At 62.7% G+C, this 17,099-nt stretch carries 18 protein-coding genes; 8 read left to right on the top strand and 10 right to left on the bottom strand.

Annotation, left to right across the window (positions count from 1 at the left end; genetic code table 11):
- Nucleotides 1–84: 84 nt before the first annotated feature.
- Genes A3OO_RS0107400 through ligD form a run of 4 tightly spaced genes read left to right on the top strand, consistent with a single transcriptional unit; the run spans nt 85 to nt 4,397 of the window.
- The gene (locus A3OO_RS0107400) at nt 85–405 is read left to right on the top strand and encodes a hypothetical protein (RefSeq protein ID WP_018407198.1); all 321 of its coding nucleotides are present in this window, start codon (nt 85–87) and stop codon (nt 403–405) included.
- A gap of 19 nt (nt 406–424) precedes the next feature.
- Nucleotides 425–922: a hypothetical protein gene (locus tag A3OO_RS0107395; RefSeq protein ID WP_018407197.1), complete on the top strand. Its 498-nt coding sequence runs from the start codon at nt 425–427 to the stop codon at nt 920–922.
- 46 nt (nt 923–968) lie between these two features.
- The gene (ku, locus tag A3OO_RS0107390; protein WP_026222769.1) at nt 969–1,829 is read left to right on the top strand and encodes a non-homologous end joining protein Ku; all 861 of its coding nucleotides are present in this window, start codon (nt 969–971) and stop codon (nt 1,827–1,829) included.
- A gap of 6 nt (nt 1,830–1,835) precedes the next feature.
- Nucleotides 1,836–4,397 carry a DNA ligase D gene (gene ligD, locus A3OO_RS0107385; RefSeq protein WP_018407195.1) on the top strand — a complete coding sequence of 854 codons (2,562 nt, stop codon included), beginning with the start codon at nt 1,836–1,838 and terminating at the stop codon, nt 4,395–4,397.
- Here the strand turns inward: ligD and ku (A3OO_RS0107380) are convergent.
- Complete coding sequence (ku, locus tag A3OO_RS0107380) at nt 4,394–5,200, bottom strand: non-homologous end joining protein Ku (protein ID WP_018407194.1); 807 nt, start codon at nt 5,198–5,200, stop codon at nt 4,394–4,396. The genes ligD and ku (A3OO_RS0107380) overlap by 4 nt on opposite strands.
- A gap of 140 nt (nt 5,201–5,340) precedes the next feature.
- Between ku (A3OO_RS0107380) and A3OO_RS0107375 the strand changes: the two genes are divergently transcribed.
- Entirely contained in the window at nt 5,341–5,628 is a 288-nt protein-coding gene (locus A3OO_RS0107375; RefSeq protein ID WP_018407193.1) for a NepR family anti-sigma factor, read from the top strand.
- A gap of 134 nt (nt 5,629–5,762) precedes the next feature.
- On the opposite strand, the gene A3OO_RS23970 is transcribed toward A3OO_RS0107375, so the two are convergent.
- The 9 genes from A3OO_RS23970 to A3OO_RS0107330 form a co-directional block, all read right to left on the bottom strand.
- Complete coding sequence (locus A3OO_RS23970) at nt 5,763–5,924, bottom strand: hypothetical protein (protein WP_198008771.1); 162 nt, start codon at nt 5,922–5,924, stop codon at nt 5,763–5,765.
- A 198-nt stretch (nt 5,925–6,122) separates the two neighbouring features.
- Complete coding sequence (locus A3OO_RS0107365) at nt 6,123–6,326, bottom strand: CsbD family protein (protein WP_018407191.1); 204 nt, start codon at nt 6,324–6,326, stop codon at nt 6,123–6,125.
- 109 nt (nt 6,327–6,435) lie between these two features.
- On the bottom strand, nt 6,436–6,951 hold the full coding sequence (locus tag A3OO_RS0107360; RefSeq protein WP_018407190.1) for a YchJ family protein: 516 nt from the start codon (nt 6,949–6,951) through the stop codon (nt 6,436–6,438).
- A 115-nt stretch (nt 6,952–7,066) separates the two neighbouring features.
- On the bottom strand, nt 7,067–7,339 hold the full coding sequence (locus tag A3OO_RS0107355; RefSeq protein WP_018407189.1) for a formate dehydrogenase subunit delta: 273 nt from the start codon (nt 7,337–7,339) through the stop codon (nt 7,067–7,069).
- On the bottom strand, nt 7,329–8,156 hold the full coding sequence (gene fdhD, locus A3OO_RS0107350) for a formate dehydrogenase accessory sulfurtransferase FdhD (RefSeq protein WP_018407188.1): 828 nt from the start codon (nt 8,154–8,156) through the stop codon (nt 7,329–7,331). Before fdhD ends, A3OO_RS0107355 begins: the two co-directional genes overlap by 11 nt.
- Complete coding sequence (fdhF, locus tag A3OO_RS0107345) at nt 8,153–11,032, bottom strand: formate dehydrogenase subunit alpha (RefSeq protein ID WP_018407187.1); 2,880 nt, start codon at nt 11,030–11,032, stop codon at nt 8,153–8,155. The genes fdhD and fdhF overlap by 4 nt, the downstream gene beginning before the upstream one ends.
- Nucleotides 11,033–11,042: 10 nt before the next feature.
- Complete coding sequence (locus A3OO_RS0107340; protein ID WP_018407186.1) at nt 11,043–12,593, bottom strand: formate dehydrogenase beta subunit; 1,551 nt, start codon at nt 12,591–12,593, stop codon at nt 11,043–11,045.
- Nucleotides 12,593–13,066 (bottom strand): formate dehydrogenase subunit gamma, encoded by a 474-nt coding sequence (locus A3OO_RS0107335; protein WP_026222768.1) that lies wholly within the window; start codon nt 13,064–13,066, stop codon nt 12,593–12,595. Before A3OO_RS0107335 ends, A3OO_RS0107340 begins: the two co-directional genes overlap by 1 nt.
- Nucleotides 13,067–13,191: 125 nt before the next feature.
- Complete coding sequence (locus tag A3OO_RS0107330; protein ID WP_018407184.1) at nt 13,192–14,091, bottom strand: LysR family transcriptional regulator; 900 nt, start codon at nt 14,089–14,091, stop codon at nt 13,192–13,194.
- Between the two features lie 240 nt (nt 14,092–14,331).
- Between A3OO_RS0107330 and A3OO_RS0107325 the strand changes: the two genes are divergently transcribed.
- The 3 genes from A3OO_RS0107325 to A3OO_RS0107315 all read left to right on the top strand — a co-directional run bounded on the left by A3OO_RS0107325 (nt 14,332) and on the right by A3OO_RS0107315 (nt 17,037).
- Nucleotides 14,332–15,732, top strand: coding sequence for a HAMP domain-containing sensor histidine kinase (locus A3OO_RS0107325; protein WP_018407183.1), 1,401 nt, complete (start codon nt 14,332–14,334; stop codon nt 15,730–15,732).
- Nucleotides 15,729–16,373, top strand: coding sequence for a response regulator (locus tag A3OO_RS0107320; protein ID WP_018407182.1), 645 nt, complete (start codon nt 15,729–15,731; stop codon nt 16,371–16,373). The genes A3OO_RS0107325 and A3OO_RS0107320 overlap by 4 nt, the downstream gene beginning before the upstream one ends.
- 103 nt (nt 16,374–16,476) lie before the next feature.
- Nucleotides 16,477–17,037, top strand: coding sequence for a DUF3280 domain-containing protein (locus A3OO_RS0107315; RefSeq protein WP_018407181.1), 561 nt, complete (start codon nt 16,477–16,479; stop codon nt 17,035–17,037).
- Nucleotides 17,038–17,099 lie beyond the last annotated feature (62 nt).

The following is a 17,099-nucleotide window of genomic DNA, read 5'->3' as shown; positions in this document are numbered from 1 at the left end:
CCCAGTGGGACGCGGCGAGGAACAATCAACCGATCTGGAAGTTCAGTCTTCGCCCAGCGGGGCAGTACCAGCGGAGAAGAGGGCATGAGCATAACATCGCAAGTCACGAACAAGGTCCAGGAGGCCCAAGACGCCGTGACCAAGGCGTCGGCGAACGCCGCCGCGAAGGCGGCCTCGATGGCTGACGACGTCAGCGCAAAGGTTGATGAAACCATGGAGAGGGCTGACGCCGCTTTGACGACAGTGGGCGAGCAGTCCCGGGAAATCGCGGAGAAGGCCAGGTCGGCAGGCGAAGGGCTCAAGACAACGGTCGAAGGCGCGGTGCGCGAACAGCCGGTGACGGCGCTGTTGCTTGCCGTCGCGGGAGGATTTCTCATCGGGGCCATGTGGAAGGGCCGCAGCTAATCTCTGGCGGGGCAAGATCATGATGCTGGATCCGCTATTCCATCGGGTTGACGAGAGTATCGCGAACGCGACGCGAGGCGCGTCGCGCCTCGCCATCGTCGCGACCCTCGCGCTGCTCGCGCTCGGCTTCGCAACGGCCGCCGCCCATGCTTACGCCATGAGGACGTGGGGAGAGATCGCCGGCAACCTCGTCATTGCCGGAGCCTTTCTCTTCGCGGCGCTCGTTGTCTATCTGGCGACAAAGGAATCAGTCTCACTGGAGACTCAAGCTCCAGCACCCGAAGTCGAACAGAGCAGCTTTTCGCAGCTCCCCTTCCTTGATCAGCTGCTCAAGCCGGATGGAAATCTGGTGCGCTCGATCAGCTCCTCCATCGGCTCGATGGCTCCTGTCGCGGCGAAAGCAGTGGCCGAACGCGTTGCGCCAAACCTCCATCTGATCATCGGCGCCGCCGTCGGACTGATGCTTGCGTCAAAACTCTCCGAAAAGCTTGACAATATGAAGTCTCCGGAAGCGTAATCAGCGGGCGAGCGTTCAGCTCGCCCGCGAGCGTAAGAGGTTTGCGTTGGCGCCAAGAGCGAACTGGAAGGGCTCTCTGAAGATAGCGGAGCTTACCTGTCCGGTGGCGCTCTACTCCGCGACCTCAACGTCTGACAGGATCGCGTTCCACACGATCAACCGATCCACCGGTCACCGCGTGCGGCGGACCTTTGTCGATAGCGACACCGGCGAACCTGTGGAATCCGGCGATCAAGTCAAAGGCTATGAAGTCGGTAAGAACGAATATGTCGTTCTCGAACCCGAGGAAGTCGCGCAGGCGACGCCGAAAAGCGACAAAACTCTCGCCATCGAGACATTTGTGGATTGCGGCGAGATCGACGCCGTCTATTTCGACAAGCCCTACTATCTCTCCCCCGCGCAAAGCGACGCGAACGAACTTTTCGTTCTGATACGCGAAGGCATGCGCAAGAACAGAGTCGCAGCCCTCGCGAAGACGGTGCTCTTCAGGCGCGCGCGCACCGTTCTGATCAGCGCTTATGGCGACGGGCTTCTCGCGACGACTCTGAACTTCGATTATGAGGTGCGCTCGGCGCAACAGGCGTTCGACGAAGTGCCCGAGGTTAAAGTTCAAGGCGAAATGTTTCAGCTGGCCAAGCACATTATTGACACCAAGCGGGGCGCCTTCGACCCATCTACGTTCGAAGACCGCTATGAGTCCGCCCTCGCCGAGTTTGTAAAAGCGAAGCTGGAAGGCACGCCAGTCGCGCCGCCGCGTAAGGCTCGCGAAGCCAAGGTCGTTAATCTGCTCGAGGCGCTGCGCGAGAGCGCGGCGCTTTCCGAGCAGAGCGACAAAGCTGCAACCAAGAAGCGAGCCGCCCAGCCTCGCAAGACCCGAACAGCCGCGACACGCCGGAAAGCGAGCTGACCGCGCATGTCGCTTGCCGACTACCGCAAGAAGCGCGATTTTGGGGCGACGCGCGAGCCGAAGGGGCGAGGCGCTCGAAAGACCGGCAGCAGCTTCGTCGTCCAGAAACATGCCGCGAGGCGACTTCACTACGATCTTCGCCTGGAGATGGACGGCGTTCTGAAAAGCTGGGCTGTGACCAGAGGCCCAAGTCTCGTGCCCGGCGAAAAGCGGCTCGCCGTTCACGTCGAGGACCACCCTCTCGACTATCGCAATTTCGAAGGCGTCATTCCGGAAGGCCAATATGGCGCCGGCGAAGTGATCGTATGGGACAAGGGCGTCTGGATTCCCGAAGGCGATCCGCACAAGGGCTATGCCAAGGGGCATCTCGATTTCGAGCTGCGCGGCGAGAAGCTCGGCGGCCGTTGGCATCTCGTGCGCATGGCGCGAAAGCCGCGCGAGAAGCACGACAATTGGCTTCTCATCAAAAGCGAAGACGTATTTGCGCGAACGCCTAAGGATGAAGACATACTCGACGAGATGCCGCGTTCGGTAGACACCGGGCGCACGATCGGCGATGTCGCAGAAGGCAAGCCGGCGCGGCGCTCGAAAAAGGCCGCCGCGCCAAAGCAGGCCGCGGCGCCCCGGTCAATCAAGACAAGCGCCATCACGCCAACGCAAGCGCCTGCGGTCGACATCGACCCGTCGCGTCTCGAGGGCGCAAAGAAAGCGCCGCTGCCGACATTCGTTGCGCCGATGCAGGCCAGTGCCGGCGCCGCGCCATCGAGCAAGGAATGGATACACGAAATCAAATTCGACGGTTATCGCGTGCAGGCGCGCATCGAGGCGGGACGCGTACGGCTGCTCTCACGCAGCGGTCTCGATTGGACGAAGAAATTTGGCGATGAGGTTGCGTCGGCGCTGCGCGCCCTGCCTCTCGGCGCCGGGCTCATCGACGGCGAAATCGTCGTCGAGACAAGTTCAGGCGCATCGGATTTCTCCGGGCTGCAGGCCGATCTGAGCGCAGGGCGGACCGATCGCTTCGTCTATTGGGTCTTCGATCTTCTTTACCTCGACGGCTATGATCTGCGCGGCGCGACCTTGCTGGAACGCAAACGGTTTCTGGGAGCGCTCTTAGGCGCTGAGAACGGCGACAGGGTTCGTCTGAGCCTTCACTTTGAGGACAGCGGCGCGGTCGTGCTGTCGCACGCGTGTCGGCTCGGTCTCGAAGGCGTAGTGTCGAAGCTGCGGGATTCGCCCTATCGCTCCGGCCGCGTGAAGAGCTGGATAAAGGCCAAATGCTTCGCCCGGCAGGAATTCGTCGTCGCAGGCTATACGCCATCGACGGTGTCGCGCCGGGCGATCGGCGCCCTCGTGCTTGGCGTCTACCAGAACGGCGTCCTTTGCCATGTTGGCCGCGTCGGGACGGGATTTACGGCGGATATGGCGAATGAGCTTTTCACGAAACTCGATCCCATGCGCACGCCCTCGAGCCCTTTCGGCGCGCGCCTCAGTACGGAGGCCGCGCGCAATGTACGCTACGCTCGGCCCGAACTGGTCGCTGAGGTGGAGTTTCGCGGCTGGACAGCCGAGCAGGTTCTTCGGCACGCCTCCTTTCGCGGTCTGCGCGAAGATAAGGACGCGCGCGACGTCGTTCGCGAAAAGGCGCCGCCCCTTGAGCGGGCGACAGCGGCGAGAGCGGAGCAAAGCACCGTGAGGCTCACCCATCCCGATCGGCTCTATTGGCCGGATCAAGGCGTCACCAAACAGGGCCTAGCGGATTACTACGCCGAAATCTGGCGCTATATCGCGCCCTTCATCGTCAATCGCCCGCTGGCGCTGCTGCGCTGCCCCAACGGCGTCGAGGGAGAGAAATTCTTCCAGAAGCATGCCTGGAAGGGCATCGATCCGAACATCGTGCTCATCGACGACCCGAAAGGCGAAGAAGAGCCCTTGCTCAGCATCAAGGACCTCAACGGCCTGATCGCGCTCGTTCAATCCGGGGCCCTGGAAATTCATCCATGGGGCTCGACGGCGTCGGACTGGGAGCGTCCTGACGTCATCATCATGGATCTCGATCCCGGCGAACAGGTTACGTGGGAGTCCGTCATTGCCGCAGCGGAAGAAACGCGGGAGCGACTTCAAGACCTTGGGCTCGCCGCCTTCGTGAAAACATCCGGAGGAAAGGGCCTTCATGTGGTGGCGCCCGTGAAGCCCAAAGCGGAATGGCCAGAGGTGAAGGCTTTCACCAAAAGAATCGCCGATGCGATGACGCATGACAGCCCGAGCAAATATGTTGCAACGATCACGAAATCGAAGCGCCGCGGAAAGATACTCGTCGACTATCTGCGCAATCAGCGCGGCGCGACGGCTGTCGCGCCCTATTCCACGCGCGCCCGGCCCGGCGCCGCCGTGTCGATGCCGCTTGCCTGGGACGAACTTAGTCCCGCGATCGGACCTGACTATTTCACGATCGTGAAGACCCTTGCGCGCCTCGAGTCGCTGCAGAGCGATCCGTGGGGGGACTTTCGTCAAGCGGCGGCGCCGATCGAAACGCCGAAGACGACGCGGAGGAAGAGAAAAGCCTAGCGACGTTTGGAGCCGCGCTTTTCCGCATCGATGCTCTTGCGGAGCGCATCCATGATATTGACGACATTGCTCGGAGCCGCCGGCGCTTGTTTTGCGCCGCGAGCGGGTTTGTGCTCCTTCTTCTTTCCGGAAATGATGTCCAGCAACTGCGCTTGAACGGGATCATGGGTCATCGCCGGGTCCCAGTGACTCTTGCGCTCATCGATCAATTTGGAAATCAGGGTGAGAGCTTTCGCGTTCGGCGGTTCGGCGCCGATCTTGTCGAGGTAGTCCTTCGGATTGCGCACTTCGTCGGCGAAGCGCAGCGTCCATAAGACAAGCCCCTTGTCGCGCGGCTCGACCATCACGGCGCGCTCGCGTCGATACATCACCAGCCGCGACAGGCCGACTGTGCCGGTCGCCTTCATCGCGTCGCGAATGACGGAAAAGGCCTCGACGCCGATCGGATCGTCGGGCACGAGATAGTGGGGCTTATCGAACCAGATCCAGTCGAGGCTCGCGGCCGGAGCAAAGGTCTCGATATCGATCGTTCGCGTGCTTTCGAGGCTTAAGGCGTCAAGCTCTTCATCTTCAAGCAGCACGTAATCGTCTTCGCTGCGGGGATAACCTTTCGCCGCGTCGTCTTCGCCAATCGGCGCGCCGGAGACCGCGTCGACATATTGACTGACGACGCGGTTGCCAGTGTTCCGATTGAGGATGTGGAAGCGAACTTTTTCACCTTCAGTCGTGGCGGGCGTCATCGCGACCGGACAGGTCACAAGCGAAAGCTTCAAATAGCCTTTCCAGAATGACCGCGGCGCCATCTAAACCCTCCGAGGGCCCGGAACTTCTCCAATAACGCTCCGTCGAATGCATCGTTCCGCTTCCGCCCAAATCGCCACGATAAAAGATGGTTAGCGCTCCAAAAGGGAACTTTGGCGCTCGATCATTGTTGAATTCAATCATGACCCTTCACCTGCCCGTATTCATTGGAGTCGACGGCTCCGATATCCAGAGCGCCGCCCAAGGGCTCTTCGACATGAATAAGAAAGCTGAAAAGCAAATCTCGAAGGGCCGCCGGGGCGCGCCGGGGGCGCAGCGATGTGACGCTGCCCACCAGCTCTCGTTCCTTGGCATCGATGGGGAATTGACCTCCGGGCTGCGCGACATATACGCGACGAGCCTCTTAGAACCGATGCCTGACAAGTTTCTCGACTTACTGGTGCGACTTTCAACGTCGGTCGCCAAATAGGCTGTAGCGGTTGTTGCTCCCGTTCTCGGAAAGCGCACTGGCGCCTTGAGTTGAGACGCTAAGTGACGAGAAATGAAAAAAAATGATTGCCTGTCGTTCAACAGGCAATCATCAAGGGTTTATGGTCGAGGGAATCATTTTCGGCTGCGCAGCCACTGCTCGATCTCCGCCTGTCGCGGTTCGCGAACATGGATGAAACGCTTTCGCGGCGCTTCGACTTGCGGCAAAAGCAGCATCTTGCGGACAACTTCCACAGTGCGCAGCCAGTCTACACCAAGTTTCGGCTTCGAACTCATTTCGGCTCTCCTTTCAACGGAGACGGGTATGAAAACAACTCTGCCTTTTTAAGAATGTTCCAAGATGTCGGCAAAGCTCTGTTCTCACCGCTCTTCGCCCAGCGAACTGGCTGGGCGTCGACAAAAAAGCCACCTGAGGTTCGGGCCGATCGAAAAGCGCCAGAACGCGTCACGCTAAGCCCGCGACGCGCTAAAAACTCACGAGTTTAGAGTCTTCAGCCAGGTGTCGACCTCTTCGCGAATGCGGTCCCGCCCTTCGCCGTAGCGCTCTTGGAGAACGCCCTCAAACTGTTCGCGCTTGCCGTCCATGCGCGCGAGATCGTCGTCGGTGAGCTCCGCCCACTTCTCTCTTACCTTGCCCTTGAACTGCTTCCAGTTGCCTTCGACTCGGTTCCAGTCCATCGCCGTTCTCCCAAGGTCAAGGAATGTTCCACGCCGACGCAACGCGGGCGGAACCGCTTTGTTCCAGGATTTGGCGGCAGGTGAATCGCAGCGAAAGGCGAATTGCCGCTCAGGCGGCTGCGCCGCAGCACTTCTTATACTTCTTGCCGGAGCCGCAGGGACATGGATCGTTACGGCCCGCCTGCTTGCCCTTAACGACGGGCGCGCTCTTGCGATTGGCCTCTTCAAGGAAATACCAGCGGCCATCCTGCGCGTCATGTCGAAACAGCGATCGCTCCCGATGCGCATAACGTTCGCCTTCGCTGGAGAAATGCGCGACGAATTCGACGTAGCCGGTTTCATCGCCCTGCAGCCCCTGTTCCGTCGACAGGATCTCAAGCCCGAGCCATTGCGAGCTGCGCGACCAATGCGTGATGGCCTTGCGATCAAAATCGTAACGCGACTCCGGCGCTAAGGAGTCGACAAGGTAATCGATGTCACCCAATGCGAAGGCGGTGTAACGCGAACGCATGAGCGCTTCAGCGCTTGGCGCCGGCAGTTTCTCTTCGATGTAACGGGCGCAGCAGGCCGCATAGGAAAGCTGTTGCGCGTCCATCGCGCGGCAGGGACATGTCTGGTCGGTCATCGCTCAGTCGGAGTAAGAATGATCGCGCGGCTGCGCCTGGGTCTCAGACCTAGGCGACCAATGCGCCGACGTCCAATGTTTTGCGACATGGAGAGTGCGAGCAATCGAGCGTGCGTCAGCCGTCGGAACCGCCTTCGCCGGGACGCAATTCCGAAGCAGCGGCGCCCGCTGCATTTTTGAGGCGCTTCACCGCCTCCATCGCGATCGGATCGAGGCCGGCGCCGCCATGATCGACATGCGCGACGATAGCGTTCCGCATACGCGGGTCCCAGAACTTCTTCAAATGATCCGTCATGCTCGCGACGCCTTCGGGATGCTTCTGAGCCACGAAGAACGTGCCGATCTGGTTAGCCATTCTGACGAGCTTATCGACCGAATCATGCGACATGTGCGGAAACCTGTTCGAGGATGCGTCCTGGATGGGTGAAGACTTCGAAGTCCCGGCCGCGCATGACGGCGACGAGAGTCATGCCGCAGTGTTGCGCGTTGCGCACCGCGAGCGCGGTCGGCGCCGAGACGGCGGCGATGATCGGCGCGCCCATGCGCGCGGCCTTCTGCACGAGTTCGACAGAAACGCGGCTCGTCATCAGCACCACGCCTTGCCCCGCGGCGATGGCTTGGCGCGTCAGCGCGCCGGCGAGCTTGTCGAGAGCGTTATGGCGGCCGACGTCCTCGCGCGCGATCAGCGCCCCGGAGACGGGATTCCAGAAGGCCGCGGCGTGGATGGCGCGGGTCTCCTGATTATATTTCTGAGCGGCGGGCAGACGCTCCATCGCCTCGATCAAGGCGTCGGCGCGCACCGACAGCGCATTGTCGAGAGTCGGCAGAATGCGCGTCGCGGCCTCGAGACTCTCAATGCCGCAAAGACCGCAACCGGTCGGCCCCGCCATCGACCGACGCCGCTCGACATAGGCTTCCTGCCGTCCGCCCTTGAGCCAGGCGCGCAGTTCAATGCCGGCGTCGGAGACGACGATCTCGACGTCGCCTGCCTGCTCCGGCGAATCGATCAGCCCCTCCGTGAGCGCGAAGCCGATCGCGAAATCCTCGAGATCCGCTGGCGTCGCCATCATCACCGCATGAGTGGAGCCGCCAAAGGTGAAGGCGACCGGCGTCTCTTCGGGGATCACGCGAGAAGAACGCGCCGTCACATCGTGACGGCGCGCCAGGCATTCCACCCGTAGTGTCGGCGGCGGCCTCTCCGTCATTCCGCCGCGTCGATCGTGCTCGCAATGCGACGGCTCTGCTCCGTCAGCTCGCGATATTGATGCTGCCACTCGGTCGGTCCGTTGGTGGTCGAGACCTGAACCGCCGTGACCTTGTATTCGGGACAATTGGTGGCCCAGTCGGAATTATCGGTCGTGACCACATTGGCCTGGGTGTTGGGATGATGGAACGTCGTATAGACGACGCCCGGCGCGACGCGATCCGTGATTTTAGCGCGCAACGTCGTCTCGCCGGCGCGGCTCGCCACCTTCACCCAGTCGCCCTCGCGCACGCCGCGATCTTCTGCGTCATGCGGGTGGATCTCGAGGACGTCCTCAGGATGCCACTGGCTGTTTTCGGTGCGTCGCGTCTGCGCGCCGACATTGTATTGCGACAGGATGCGGCCGGTGGTGAGCAGCAGCGGGAACCGCGGCCCCACCTTCTCCTCGGTCGGCACATATTCGGTGATGACGAATTTGCCTTTGCCGCGCGCGAAGCCGTCGGTGTGCATGATCGGCATGCCTTCCGGCGACTGATCGTTGCACGGCCACTGCACGGAGCCGACCTCGGCGAGACGCTCGAACGACACCCCCGCGAAGGACGGCGTCAGCCGAGCGATCTCGTCCATGATCTCGCTGGCGTTGGCGTAGTTCCAATTGAGTCCCAGCTTGTTGGCGAGCAGCTGGGTGACTTCCCAGTCGGCGTAGCCATTCTTCGGCGACATCACCTTGGTGACGCGCTGGATGCGGCGCTCGGCGTTGGTGAAGGTGCCGTCCTTCTCGAGGAAGGTCGCGCCCGGCAGGAAGACATGCGCGTAGTTCGCCGTCTCGACCAGGAAGAGATCCTGCACGATGACGATGTCCATATTCGCCAGCGCGCGCGACACGTGACGCGTGTCGGGGTCGGACTGCAGAATGTCCTCGCCCTGAACGTAAAGTCCCTTGAACGTGCCTTCGATCGCCGCGTCGAACATGTTGGGGATGCGCAGGCCCGGCTCCGGATCAAGGGAGACGCCCCAATCCTTCTCGAACGCCTGGCGCGCCGCATCGTTAGAGATGTGGCGATAGCCCGGCAGCTCGTGCGGGAACGAGCCCATGTCGCAGGAGCCCTGCACATTATTCTGGCCGCGCAGCGGATTCACGCCGACGCCGCGGCGGCCGAGATTGCCGGTCGCCATGGCGAGATTGGCGATGCCCATGACCGTGGTGGAGCCTTGGCTATGTTCCGTCACGCCGAGGCCGTAGTAGATCGCCCCGTTGCCGCCGGTGGCGTAGAGACGCGCAGCGCCGCGAATGTCGGCGGCCGGCACGCCCAGCACGCTTTCAAGCGCCTCGGGGCTGTAGCGGTCGTCCGCGACGAAGGCTGCCCAATCCTGATATTCGTCCCAGTCGCAACGCGCTTTGACGAAGTCGAGATTGACGAGGTTTTCCTTCACGATCACATGCGCCAGCGCCGTAACCATCGCGACATTGGTGCCGGGCTTCAGCGGCAGATGATAGTCCGCCTCGACATGAGGCGAGCGCACGAGGTCGATGCGGCGCGGATCGATGACGATCAGCTTGGCGCCCTCGCGCAGGCGCTTCTTCATGCGCGATCCGAACACCGGATGCGCGTCGGTCGGATTGGCGCCGATGACCAGAATGACGTCGGCGTCGTCGACCGAGTCGAAATCCTGCGTGCCGGCGGAGGTGCCGAAGGCCTGCGCCAGTCCGTAACCGGTCGGCGAATGGCAGACGCGCGCGCAGGTGTCGGTGTTGTTGTTGAGGAAGCCTTGACGCGCGAGCTTCTGAACGAGGTAGCTTTCCTCATTGGTGCAGCGCGACGAGGTGATCACGCCGACGGCGTTCTTTCCGTATTTCTCCTGCGCCGCTTTCAGCCGGTCGGCGGCGAAGCCGACCGCTTCGTCCCACGAGACGACGCGCCAGGGCTGGTCGATCGACTCGCGGATCATCGGATCAAGAACTCGGTCGCCGTGATGGGCGTAGCCGTAGGCGAAGCGGCCCTTGACGCAGCTATGGCCATGGTTGGCCTTGCCGTCCTTCCAGGGAACCATGCGGACGACTTCCTCGCCGCGCATCTCAGCCTTGAAGGTGCAGCCGACGCCGCAATAGGCGCAGGTCGTGACCTCGGAATGCTCCGGCTGACCGACGGCGACCACCGACTTCTCGATCAGCGTCGCGGTCGGGCAGGCCTGAACGCAGGCGCCGCAGGACACGCATTCCGACTCCATGAAAGCTTCGTCCATGCCGGCGGAAACGCGCGATTCGAAACCGCGGCCCGATATCGTCAACGCGAAGGTGCCCTGCACTTCCTCGCAGGCGCGCACGCAGCGGTTACAGACGATGCATTTAGACGAGTCGAAGGTGAAGTAGGGGTTCGATTCGTCCTTCGGCTTCCAGTCGAAATTCACTTCGCCATTGTTGCGGGCGAAGACGTGATTGGCGCCGTCATAGCCATAGCGCACGTCGCGCAGGCCCACCGCGCCCGCCATGTCCTGCAGTTCGCAGTCGCCATTGGCCGCGCAGGTCAGACAATCGAGCGGATGGTCGGAAATATAAAGCTCCATCACGCCGCGGCGGATCGCGGCGAGGCGTGGGGTCTGCGTCTTGACGGAAATGCCGGGCGCAACCGGCGTCGTGCAGGAGGCCGGCGTGCCGTTGCGGCCCTCGACCTCGATGACGCAGAGCCGGCAGGAGCCGAACGCCTTGATGCTGTCGGTGGCGCAGAGCTTGGGGATCTCGGTGCCAACCTCCATCGCCGCGCGCATGATCGAGGTGCCCTCGGGGACGGTGACGCTCTTCCCGTCAATGGTCAGCGTGACCGATTTTACGGATAGGGACTCAGGCGTGCCGTAATCGATTTCTTTGATAAGCGTCATGGCGGCTACCTCACTCGGCGGCTTCAAGGGCCGGCTTGCGGAAGTCCTCGGGGAAATGTCGAAGCGCGCTCTCGACCGGATACGGCGCGAAGCCGCCCAATGCACAGAGCGAGCCAAACTTCATCGTGTGGCAGAGGTCCTTGAGGAGCTCGATATTCGCATCGACGTCCATGCCGTTGCGAATCTTGTCGATGGTCTCGACGCCGCGCGTCGATCCGAGCCGGCACGGCGTGCATTTGCCGCAGCTTTCGATGGCGCAGAACTCCATGCCGAAGCGCGCCATCCAGGCCATGTCGACGGTGTCGTCGAAAACGACGAGGCCGCCGTGACCGATGAGACTGTCCTTGGCAGCGAAGGCTTCATAGTCGATCGGAAGGTCGAAAAGCGACACGGGCACATAGGCGCCGAGCGGACCGCCGACCTGAACCGCCCGGACGGGACGACCAGAGCGGGTGCCGCCGCCAATCTCGTTGACGACCACGCCGAGCGGAATCCCGAAGTCCGTCTCAAAGAGGCCGCCATATTTGACGTTGCCGGCGATCTGCAGCGGCATAGTGCCGCGTGAGCGGCCGACGCCGAGATCGGCGTAATGCTTCGCGCCCTTCTCCATGATCATCGGGATCGTGGCCATGGACAGCACATTGTTAATGACCGTCGGCTTGCCGAAGAGCCCGACATGCGCCGGCAACGGCGGCTTGGCGCGCACGATGCCGCGCTTGCCCTCGAGAGATTCGAGCAGCGAGGTCTCCTCGCCGCAAACATAGGCCCCGGCGCCGATGCGCAGTTCGACGTCGAAGTCGAAACCCGAGCCCTTGATGTTCTTGCCGAGCCAGCCCGCCTCAAGCGCCTTCTCGATCGCCGCCTGAAAGACCTTGGCGACGATGGGATATTCGGAACGCAGATAGATATAGCCCTTGGAGGCGCCGACGGCGTATCCGCAAATCAGCATGCCTTCGATCAGCGAGAGCGGATCGCCCTCCATGATCATGCGGTCGGCGAAAGTGCCGGAATCGCCTTCGTCGGCATTGACGACCACGTATTTTTGGCCCGGCGGACAGTCCGCCACCGTCTTCCATTTGATGCCCGTCGGAAAGCCCGCGCCGCCGCGGCCGCGCAGGCCCGACTTCGTGACCTCTTCGACGACGGCCACGGGCCCGATCTCGAAGGCGCGTTTCAGTCCCTTGAAGCCGTCATGCGCCTCATATTCGGCGACCGACAGCGGATCGATGACGCCGCAACGAACGAAGGTGACGCGGTTCTGCTTCTTCATCCAGGGATGTTCGTCGACGATCCCGATGTTCAGCAGATGCGCGCCGCCGGTCAGGAACCCGGCGTCAAACAGCGACGCGACGTCCTTGACCTTGGCCGGCCCGTAACCGACGCGGCCCGCGGGAGTCTCCACCTCGATCAGGGGCTCGAGCCAGAGCATTCCACGCGAGCCGTTTCTCACGATCTCGATTGTTTCGCCGCGGGCTGCGGCCTCTTGTGCGACGGCGGCGGCCAGTCTGTCGGCGCCCATCGCAACGGCGGCCATGTCCAACGGGATGTATAGCTTCACCATCAGTCGCGCGCCTCCGCGGCGATTTCGTCAAGCATTTCAGCGTCAACGCGGCCGATCGGCTCGCCATCGTAGAGCGCTGAAGGGCTGTGGGCGCACAGTCCCAAACAATACACCGCCTCGACCGAGAGGGCGCCGTCCGGCGTCGTTCCGCCCCAGTCGAGCTTCAATTTGTCGAGAAACGCCCGCGCCTGTCGCTCCGCCCCCATCGACTGGCAGGATTCGGCCCGGCAGATCTTCAGCGTGTGGCGCCCATGCGGGGCGCGGTGAAAGTCGTGATAAAAGGTGACGACGCCATGCATTTCGGCGCGAGAGATATTGAGCGCCTCTGCCATTTCCTTGACGGCGGCGTCGGGCACATAGCCGAATTCTTTTTGAAGCGCGTGCAGAATGGGCATCGCGGGCCCCTCGAGACCCATATGGGCGGCGATGATCTCCCGCGCGCGCTCGTCGTTATACTGAGCAGCGCCAGACATTTCTTCCCTTTCAGCCTGGACGTTGCGCATATGCGGTCGTCCTATTTAGACTAATTCCGAGAACAGTGCCGGAAATCCAAGGCGCGATCAATAGCGACCATCCGTTGTGCGATAGGGCGATCCTATCAACCGTCCAGCGTGTGGCTTTCCGCCAGCTTTTTGGCCTCCGAGACCAAGGCGGCGACCAGCGGGATCACCGGTTCGCGCTGCGGCGCCACAAGGCCGATTTCATGCACAGCCTCCGGCTCAACGATGGGAATCGAGCGTAACGGCGCCGCCACGTTCAGGGTCTTCGCGAGCTTCTCCGGCAGCACCGTCGCCCAGCGGCCGGATCGCACATGGTCGAACAGCAAGATGACATCGTTTGACTCGAGGATCGGCACGGGTTCGGACCCGCCCTTGCGAATGAGCTGCTCGACGATGCGACGGTTCTGCATGTCCGGCGTGAGCAGACAGAGATCGATGCGCCCCACGTCAGCCCATGTCACACGGTCGCGGTTCCCCAGTGGGTTGTCGGCGAAGGTCAGCAGCCGGTAGCGTTCGGAGCAGAGCGGCACGGTGCGCACGCGGCCAAGCGGCTCATTGTCGAGATAAGTGATGCCGGCGTCGATCTCAAGATTGTCGAGCATGGTGAGCACTTCGCTCGACGACGCGGAGATGACGGAAAAGCGCACCGCCGGATGCTTCTCGCGGTAGGGCGTCGTCAGCGCCGAGACGATGCCGAGCGCGGTCGGGATGACGGCGATCTTCAGCTGGCCGGTAAGGCCTTCCCTGAGCGTGCGAACTTCCTGGCGCATCGCGCGCGCATCGCCAACGATGCGCTTCGCCCATTCGAGCACCCGCTCGCCCTCGGCGGTCAGTCCATGGAAGCGCGAGGAACGATTGACAAGCAACACGCCGAGCGAATCTTCGAGCTGCTTGACGCCGGCCGAGAGCGTGGGCTGGGTGACGCCGCAAATCTCCGCCGCGCGCGAAAAGCTCTTCTCTTTTGCGACGGCGATAAGGAATTCAAGCTTGTCGATCACGACCTAGTCCACAAACGGGTCGCCAGGACGCAGCGTCCAGAGCGTCACTGGCGCTTTCGTCAACCCGCATGGGCGTCACATTAGCATATCCGCCCAGGCCGCGCCGAAATTTTGAAACGAATCCAAATCTCTCGCCCCCAGGCAATTTGCCCGATCAGGGCCCAAGCGCATGATGCGCGCTGGACCTCGTTTCGAATCCTGCTCTACTGAGCGACGGGTTTTTCGTCGAGGAATGCGCCAATGCGGTTGATCGTTCGGCTCGTCCTGCAGCTTGTCGGCATCACTCTCATCTGCCTTACGCTGACCGCGGGCTGGGTGATGGTCGACGCGCACCGCGCAATCGAAACGGAAGCGGCGACGTCCGCCGAGCGCGTCGCGCATCACCTCGAAAATCTCTACTGGCAGGCCATCCTGTGGCGGGGCAGCATGCGGCGCGACAAGATTCTGCCCGTTCCCGACTGGGAGTCGCTTTCGACCTTGAAGCTCGTTTCGCCGGGCGTCTGCATCAGCTATGCGCCGGGCGACGAAGAGCCGCGGACCCTTTGCAGTCAGCTCGAGGGCGTCGGCTCCGCCGCGCCGACATGGTTTGCGGCGGCCTATGAGCGCATATTCGGCGCACATGCGCCGATCGTTCGACCCTTGACCGTGCGGCAACCGGAAACCGGCGCAATCCTGGTCAGGGCGGACGCCGGCGCCGCCATCCGACAAGCCTGGCGGCAGATCTCGATCATCGTCGGCGTTGCGGCCACGATGGCGATCTGCATTTGCCTTCTGGCGGCAGCCGCCATCGTCCATGCTCTGGCGCCGACCCGAGCCATTGTCTGCGGGCTGCGCCAGCTGGAGCAGGGAAACTACGCGAGCCGGCTTAAGGCGCTGACAAAGGGCGAGTTCGGCCTGATCGCGCGCGCGGTCAACGACCTTGCCGAGCGGCTGGCGCGGACGACGGCGGAACGCGCCGCGCTCACGAAGCGGCTGTTCGAAGTCCAGGAGGAGGAGCGCCGCGCCCTCGCCCGCGACCTCCACGACGAATTCGGCCAGTGCCTGACGGCGACTCTCGCCTTCGCCGGCTCGATCGAGACGGCGGCGGCCCGGATTGATCCCGGCGTCGCCGAGGACGCCCGCTCAATCGCGCGCGTCGCCAAACGCATGATGACGACCCTGCGCGACGCGCTTGCCCGGCTGCGCTCGCAAGACCTCGACGAACTTGGGCTCGAAGCCTGTCTCGTTCAGCTCGCGGCGAGCTGGAACGCCAAAGCGGAGAGAAAGGCGCTCATCCACCTGCGGCTCACGGGCGACCTCGCCGACCTTCCTCAGACGATTTCGACGAGCCTCTATCGCATCGCGCAGGAATGTCTGACCAACGCCATGCGGCATGGCGACTCGAAAAATGTCTATCTGCGCGTCGAGCGCGCGGCGTCAGACGACGGGCTCGTCGCGCTGACGGTCGAGGATGACGGCGGCGGCGACGCCTCCCGCCTCGCCGCCGGCTCCGGCCACGGCATTCTCGGAATTCGCGAGCGCATCGCGGCTTTTGGCGGAAGTCTGTCGATCAGCGACGCCACAAAAGGCGTGCGCGTCGTCGCGCGCATCCCGCTTATCGCCTTCGACAACGCGCCGATGAAAGGTCTGGCGCCCGCATGACCGCAATTCTTCTCGTTGACGACCACCCGATCGTTCGGGAGGGATATCGGCGGCTCCTGGAGCGCCAGCCGGATTACAGAATCGTCGCCGAAGCCGCCAACGCCGCGGAGGCCTACCAGGCCTATCGGAAGGTTTCGCCCGACATCGTCATCATGGACCTTTCTCTCCCCGGCGCGAGCGGCGTCGAAGCGGTCCGCCACATCAAGCAGTGGGACAAGGGCGCGCGCATTCTGATCTTCACCATGCACAGCGGCGCGGCCTTTGCGCTGAAAGCCTTCGAAGCCGGCGCGTCCGGCTATGTCACCAAAAGCAGCGACGCTGCGGAGCTGCTCCGCGCCGTGGCGATCGTCGCCAAGGGCGGCCGGGCGCTCAGCGACGACGTCGCGAGAGAGATCGCCGCGGAGCGATTGGGCGAGGGCCGCGCGCTCGTCGATGAGCTTGGCCCCAGAGAGACGGAGATCTTGCGGCTCGTGGCGTCTGGCCGAACGACCGAGGACATCGCCGGCATCTTAAATCTCAGTCCGAAAACCGTTCAGAACTACCATTATCAGATCAAATCCAAGATCGGCGCGCGCACCGACGCCCATCTCGTCTGGCTCGCCATCGGCGCGGGACTTGTCGGCGACGCGTCGGCGACCTGATCGGGGGCCCCAAGGAAATTTGCCCAGACCGCCGCAGGCGAAAGGCCGAAGCTTCTGACGCTTCGCGCAGCTACGCCTTGAACTGCAACAGCGGAGCCTGGCGATGTTTAAGAGGACGCTCACACACATCTTGTTATCGGCGCTCATCACAATCGCGACCGGGACCTTAACAACCGGCGCCCGCGCTCAATCCTCGCCGCCGATGAAACTCGCGGTCTTCGACATCGAGCTCGACGACTTCACCGCCGGGGGGCCGATCGCCGGGGAAAGCCCGGAAGAAACCGCGCGCCTCCAGCGAATGACCGGGCTCGCGCGGGAGCTCTTAGCTCAATCCGGACTGTTCGAAATCATTGACGGAAGCGCAGCGACGGATCAAAGGGTCAAGGACCATTGGCTGCGAAAGTGCAACGGCTGCGACGCCGACATCGCGCGCACGCTTGGGGCAGACCTGTCCTTCGTGTGCTTCTTCCGAAAAGTCAGCGTGATGGAGCAATATCTCGAACTGCGCATTCGCGACGCGCGCACAGGAGAACTGGCGCATATCTCGCAAACGGATCTGCGCGGGGAAACCGACCAGTCGTGGACCCGTGCGCTGAAGTTCCTGATGAGATATCACCTTGTCGGGCCGGAGCTCGCGCGTCGAAACCACCCGCTTCAGCCGTGACGGCGGCGCGCGCCTCTCCCTGAGGTCATGGTTAACAGGTTATCAACAACCGCCCCCGAATC

Source organism: Methylocystis rosea SV97, assembly GCF_000372845.1.
Classification (GTDB): Bacteria; Pseudomonadota; Alphaproteobacteria; order Rhizobiales; family Beijerinckiaceae; genus Methylocystis; species Methylocystis rosea.
The sequence above is the reverse complement of the archived record's forward strand: the minus strand, read 5'-3'. Positions and strand labels throughout refer to the sequence as shown.

Coding starts and splice junctions, on each gene's coding strand:
- A3OO_RS0107340 (WP_018407186.1), bottom strand. CDS start 12,593: ATGGTGAAGCTATACATCCCGTTGGACATGGCCGCCGTTGCGATGGGC.
- A3OO_RS0107400 (WP_018407198.1), top strand. CDS start 85: ATGAGCATAACATCGCAAGTCACGAACAAGGTCCAGGAGGCCCAAGAC.
- A3OO_RS0107325 (WP_018407183.1), top strand. CDS start 14,332: ATGCGGTTGATCGTTCGGCTCGTCCTGCAGCTTGTCGGCATCACTCTC.
- fdhF (WP_018407187.1), bottom strand. CDS start 11,032: ATGACGCTTATCAAAGAAATCGATTACGGCACGCCTGAGTCCCTATCC.
- A3OO_RS0107335 (WP_026222768.1), bottom strand. CDS start 13,066: ATGTCTGGCGCTGCTCAGTATAACGACGAGCGCGCGCGGGAGATCATC.
- A3OO_RS0107395 (WP_018407197.1), top strand. CDS start 425: ATGATGCTGGATCCGCTATTCCATCGGGTTGACGAGAGTATCGCGAAC.
- A3OO_RS0107375 (WP_018407193.1), top strand. CDS start 5,341: ATGACCCTTCACCTGCCCGTATTCATTGGAGTCGACGGCTCCGATATC.
- fdhD (WP_018407188.1), bottom strand. CDS start 8,156: ATGACGGAGAGGCCGCCGCCGACACTACGGGTGGAATGCCTGGCGCGC.
- A3OO_RS0107365 (WP_018407191.1), bottom strand. CDS start 6,326: ATGGACTGGAACCGAGTCGAAGGCAACTGGAAGCAGTTCAAGGGCAAG.
- ligD (WP_018407195.1), top strand. CDS start 1,836: ATGTCGCTTGCCGACTACCGCAAGAAGCGCGATTTTGGGGCGACGCGC.
- A3OO_RS23970 (WP_198008771.1), bottom strand. CDS start 5,924: ATGAGTTCGAAGCCGAAACTTGGTGTAGACTGGCTGCGCACTGTGGAA.
- ku (WP_018407194.1), bottom strand. CDS start 5,200: ATGGCGCCGCGGTCATTCTGGAAAGGCTATTTGAAGCTTTCGCTTGTG.
- A3OO_RS0107360 (WP_018407190.1), bottom strand. CDS start 6,951: ATGACCGACCAGACATGTCCCTGCCGCGCGATGGACGCGCAACAGCTT.
- A3OO_RS0107355 (WP_018407189.1), bottom strand. CDS start 7,339: ATGTCGCATGATTCGGTCGATAAGCTCGTCAGAATGGCTAACCAGATC.
- A3OO_RS0107315 (WP_018407181.1), top strand. CDS start 16,477: ATGTTTAAGAGGACGCTCACACACATCTTGTTATCGGCGCTCATCACA.
- A3OO_RS0107320 (WP_018407182.1), top strand. CDS start 15,729: ATGACCGCAATTCTTCTCGTTGACGACCACCCGATCGTTCGGGAGGGA.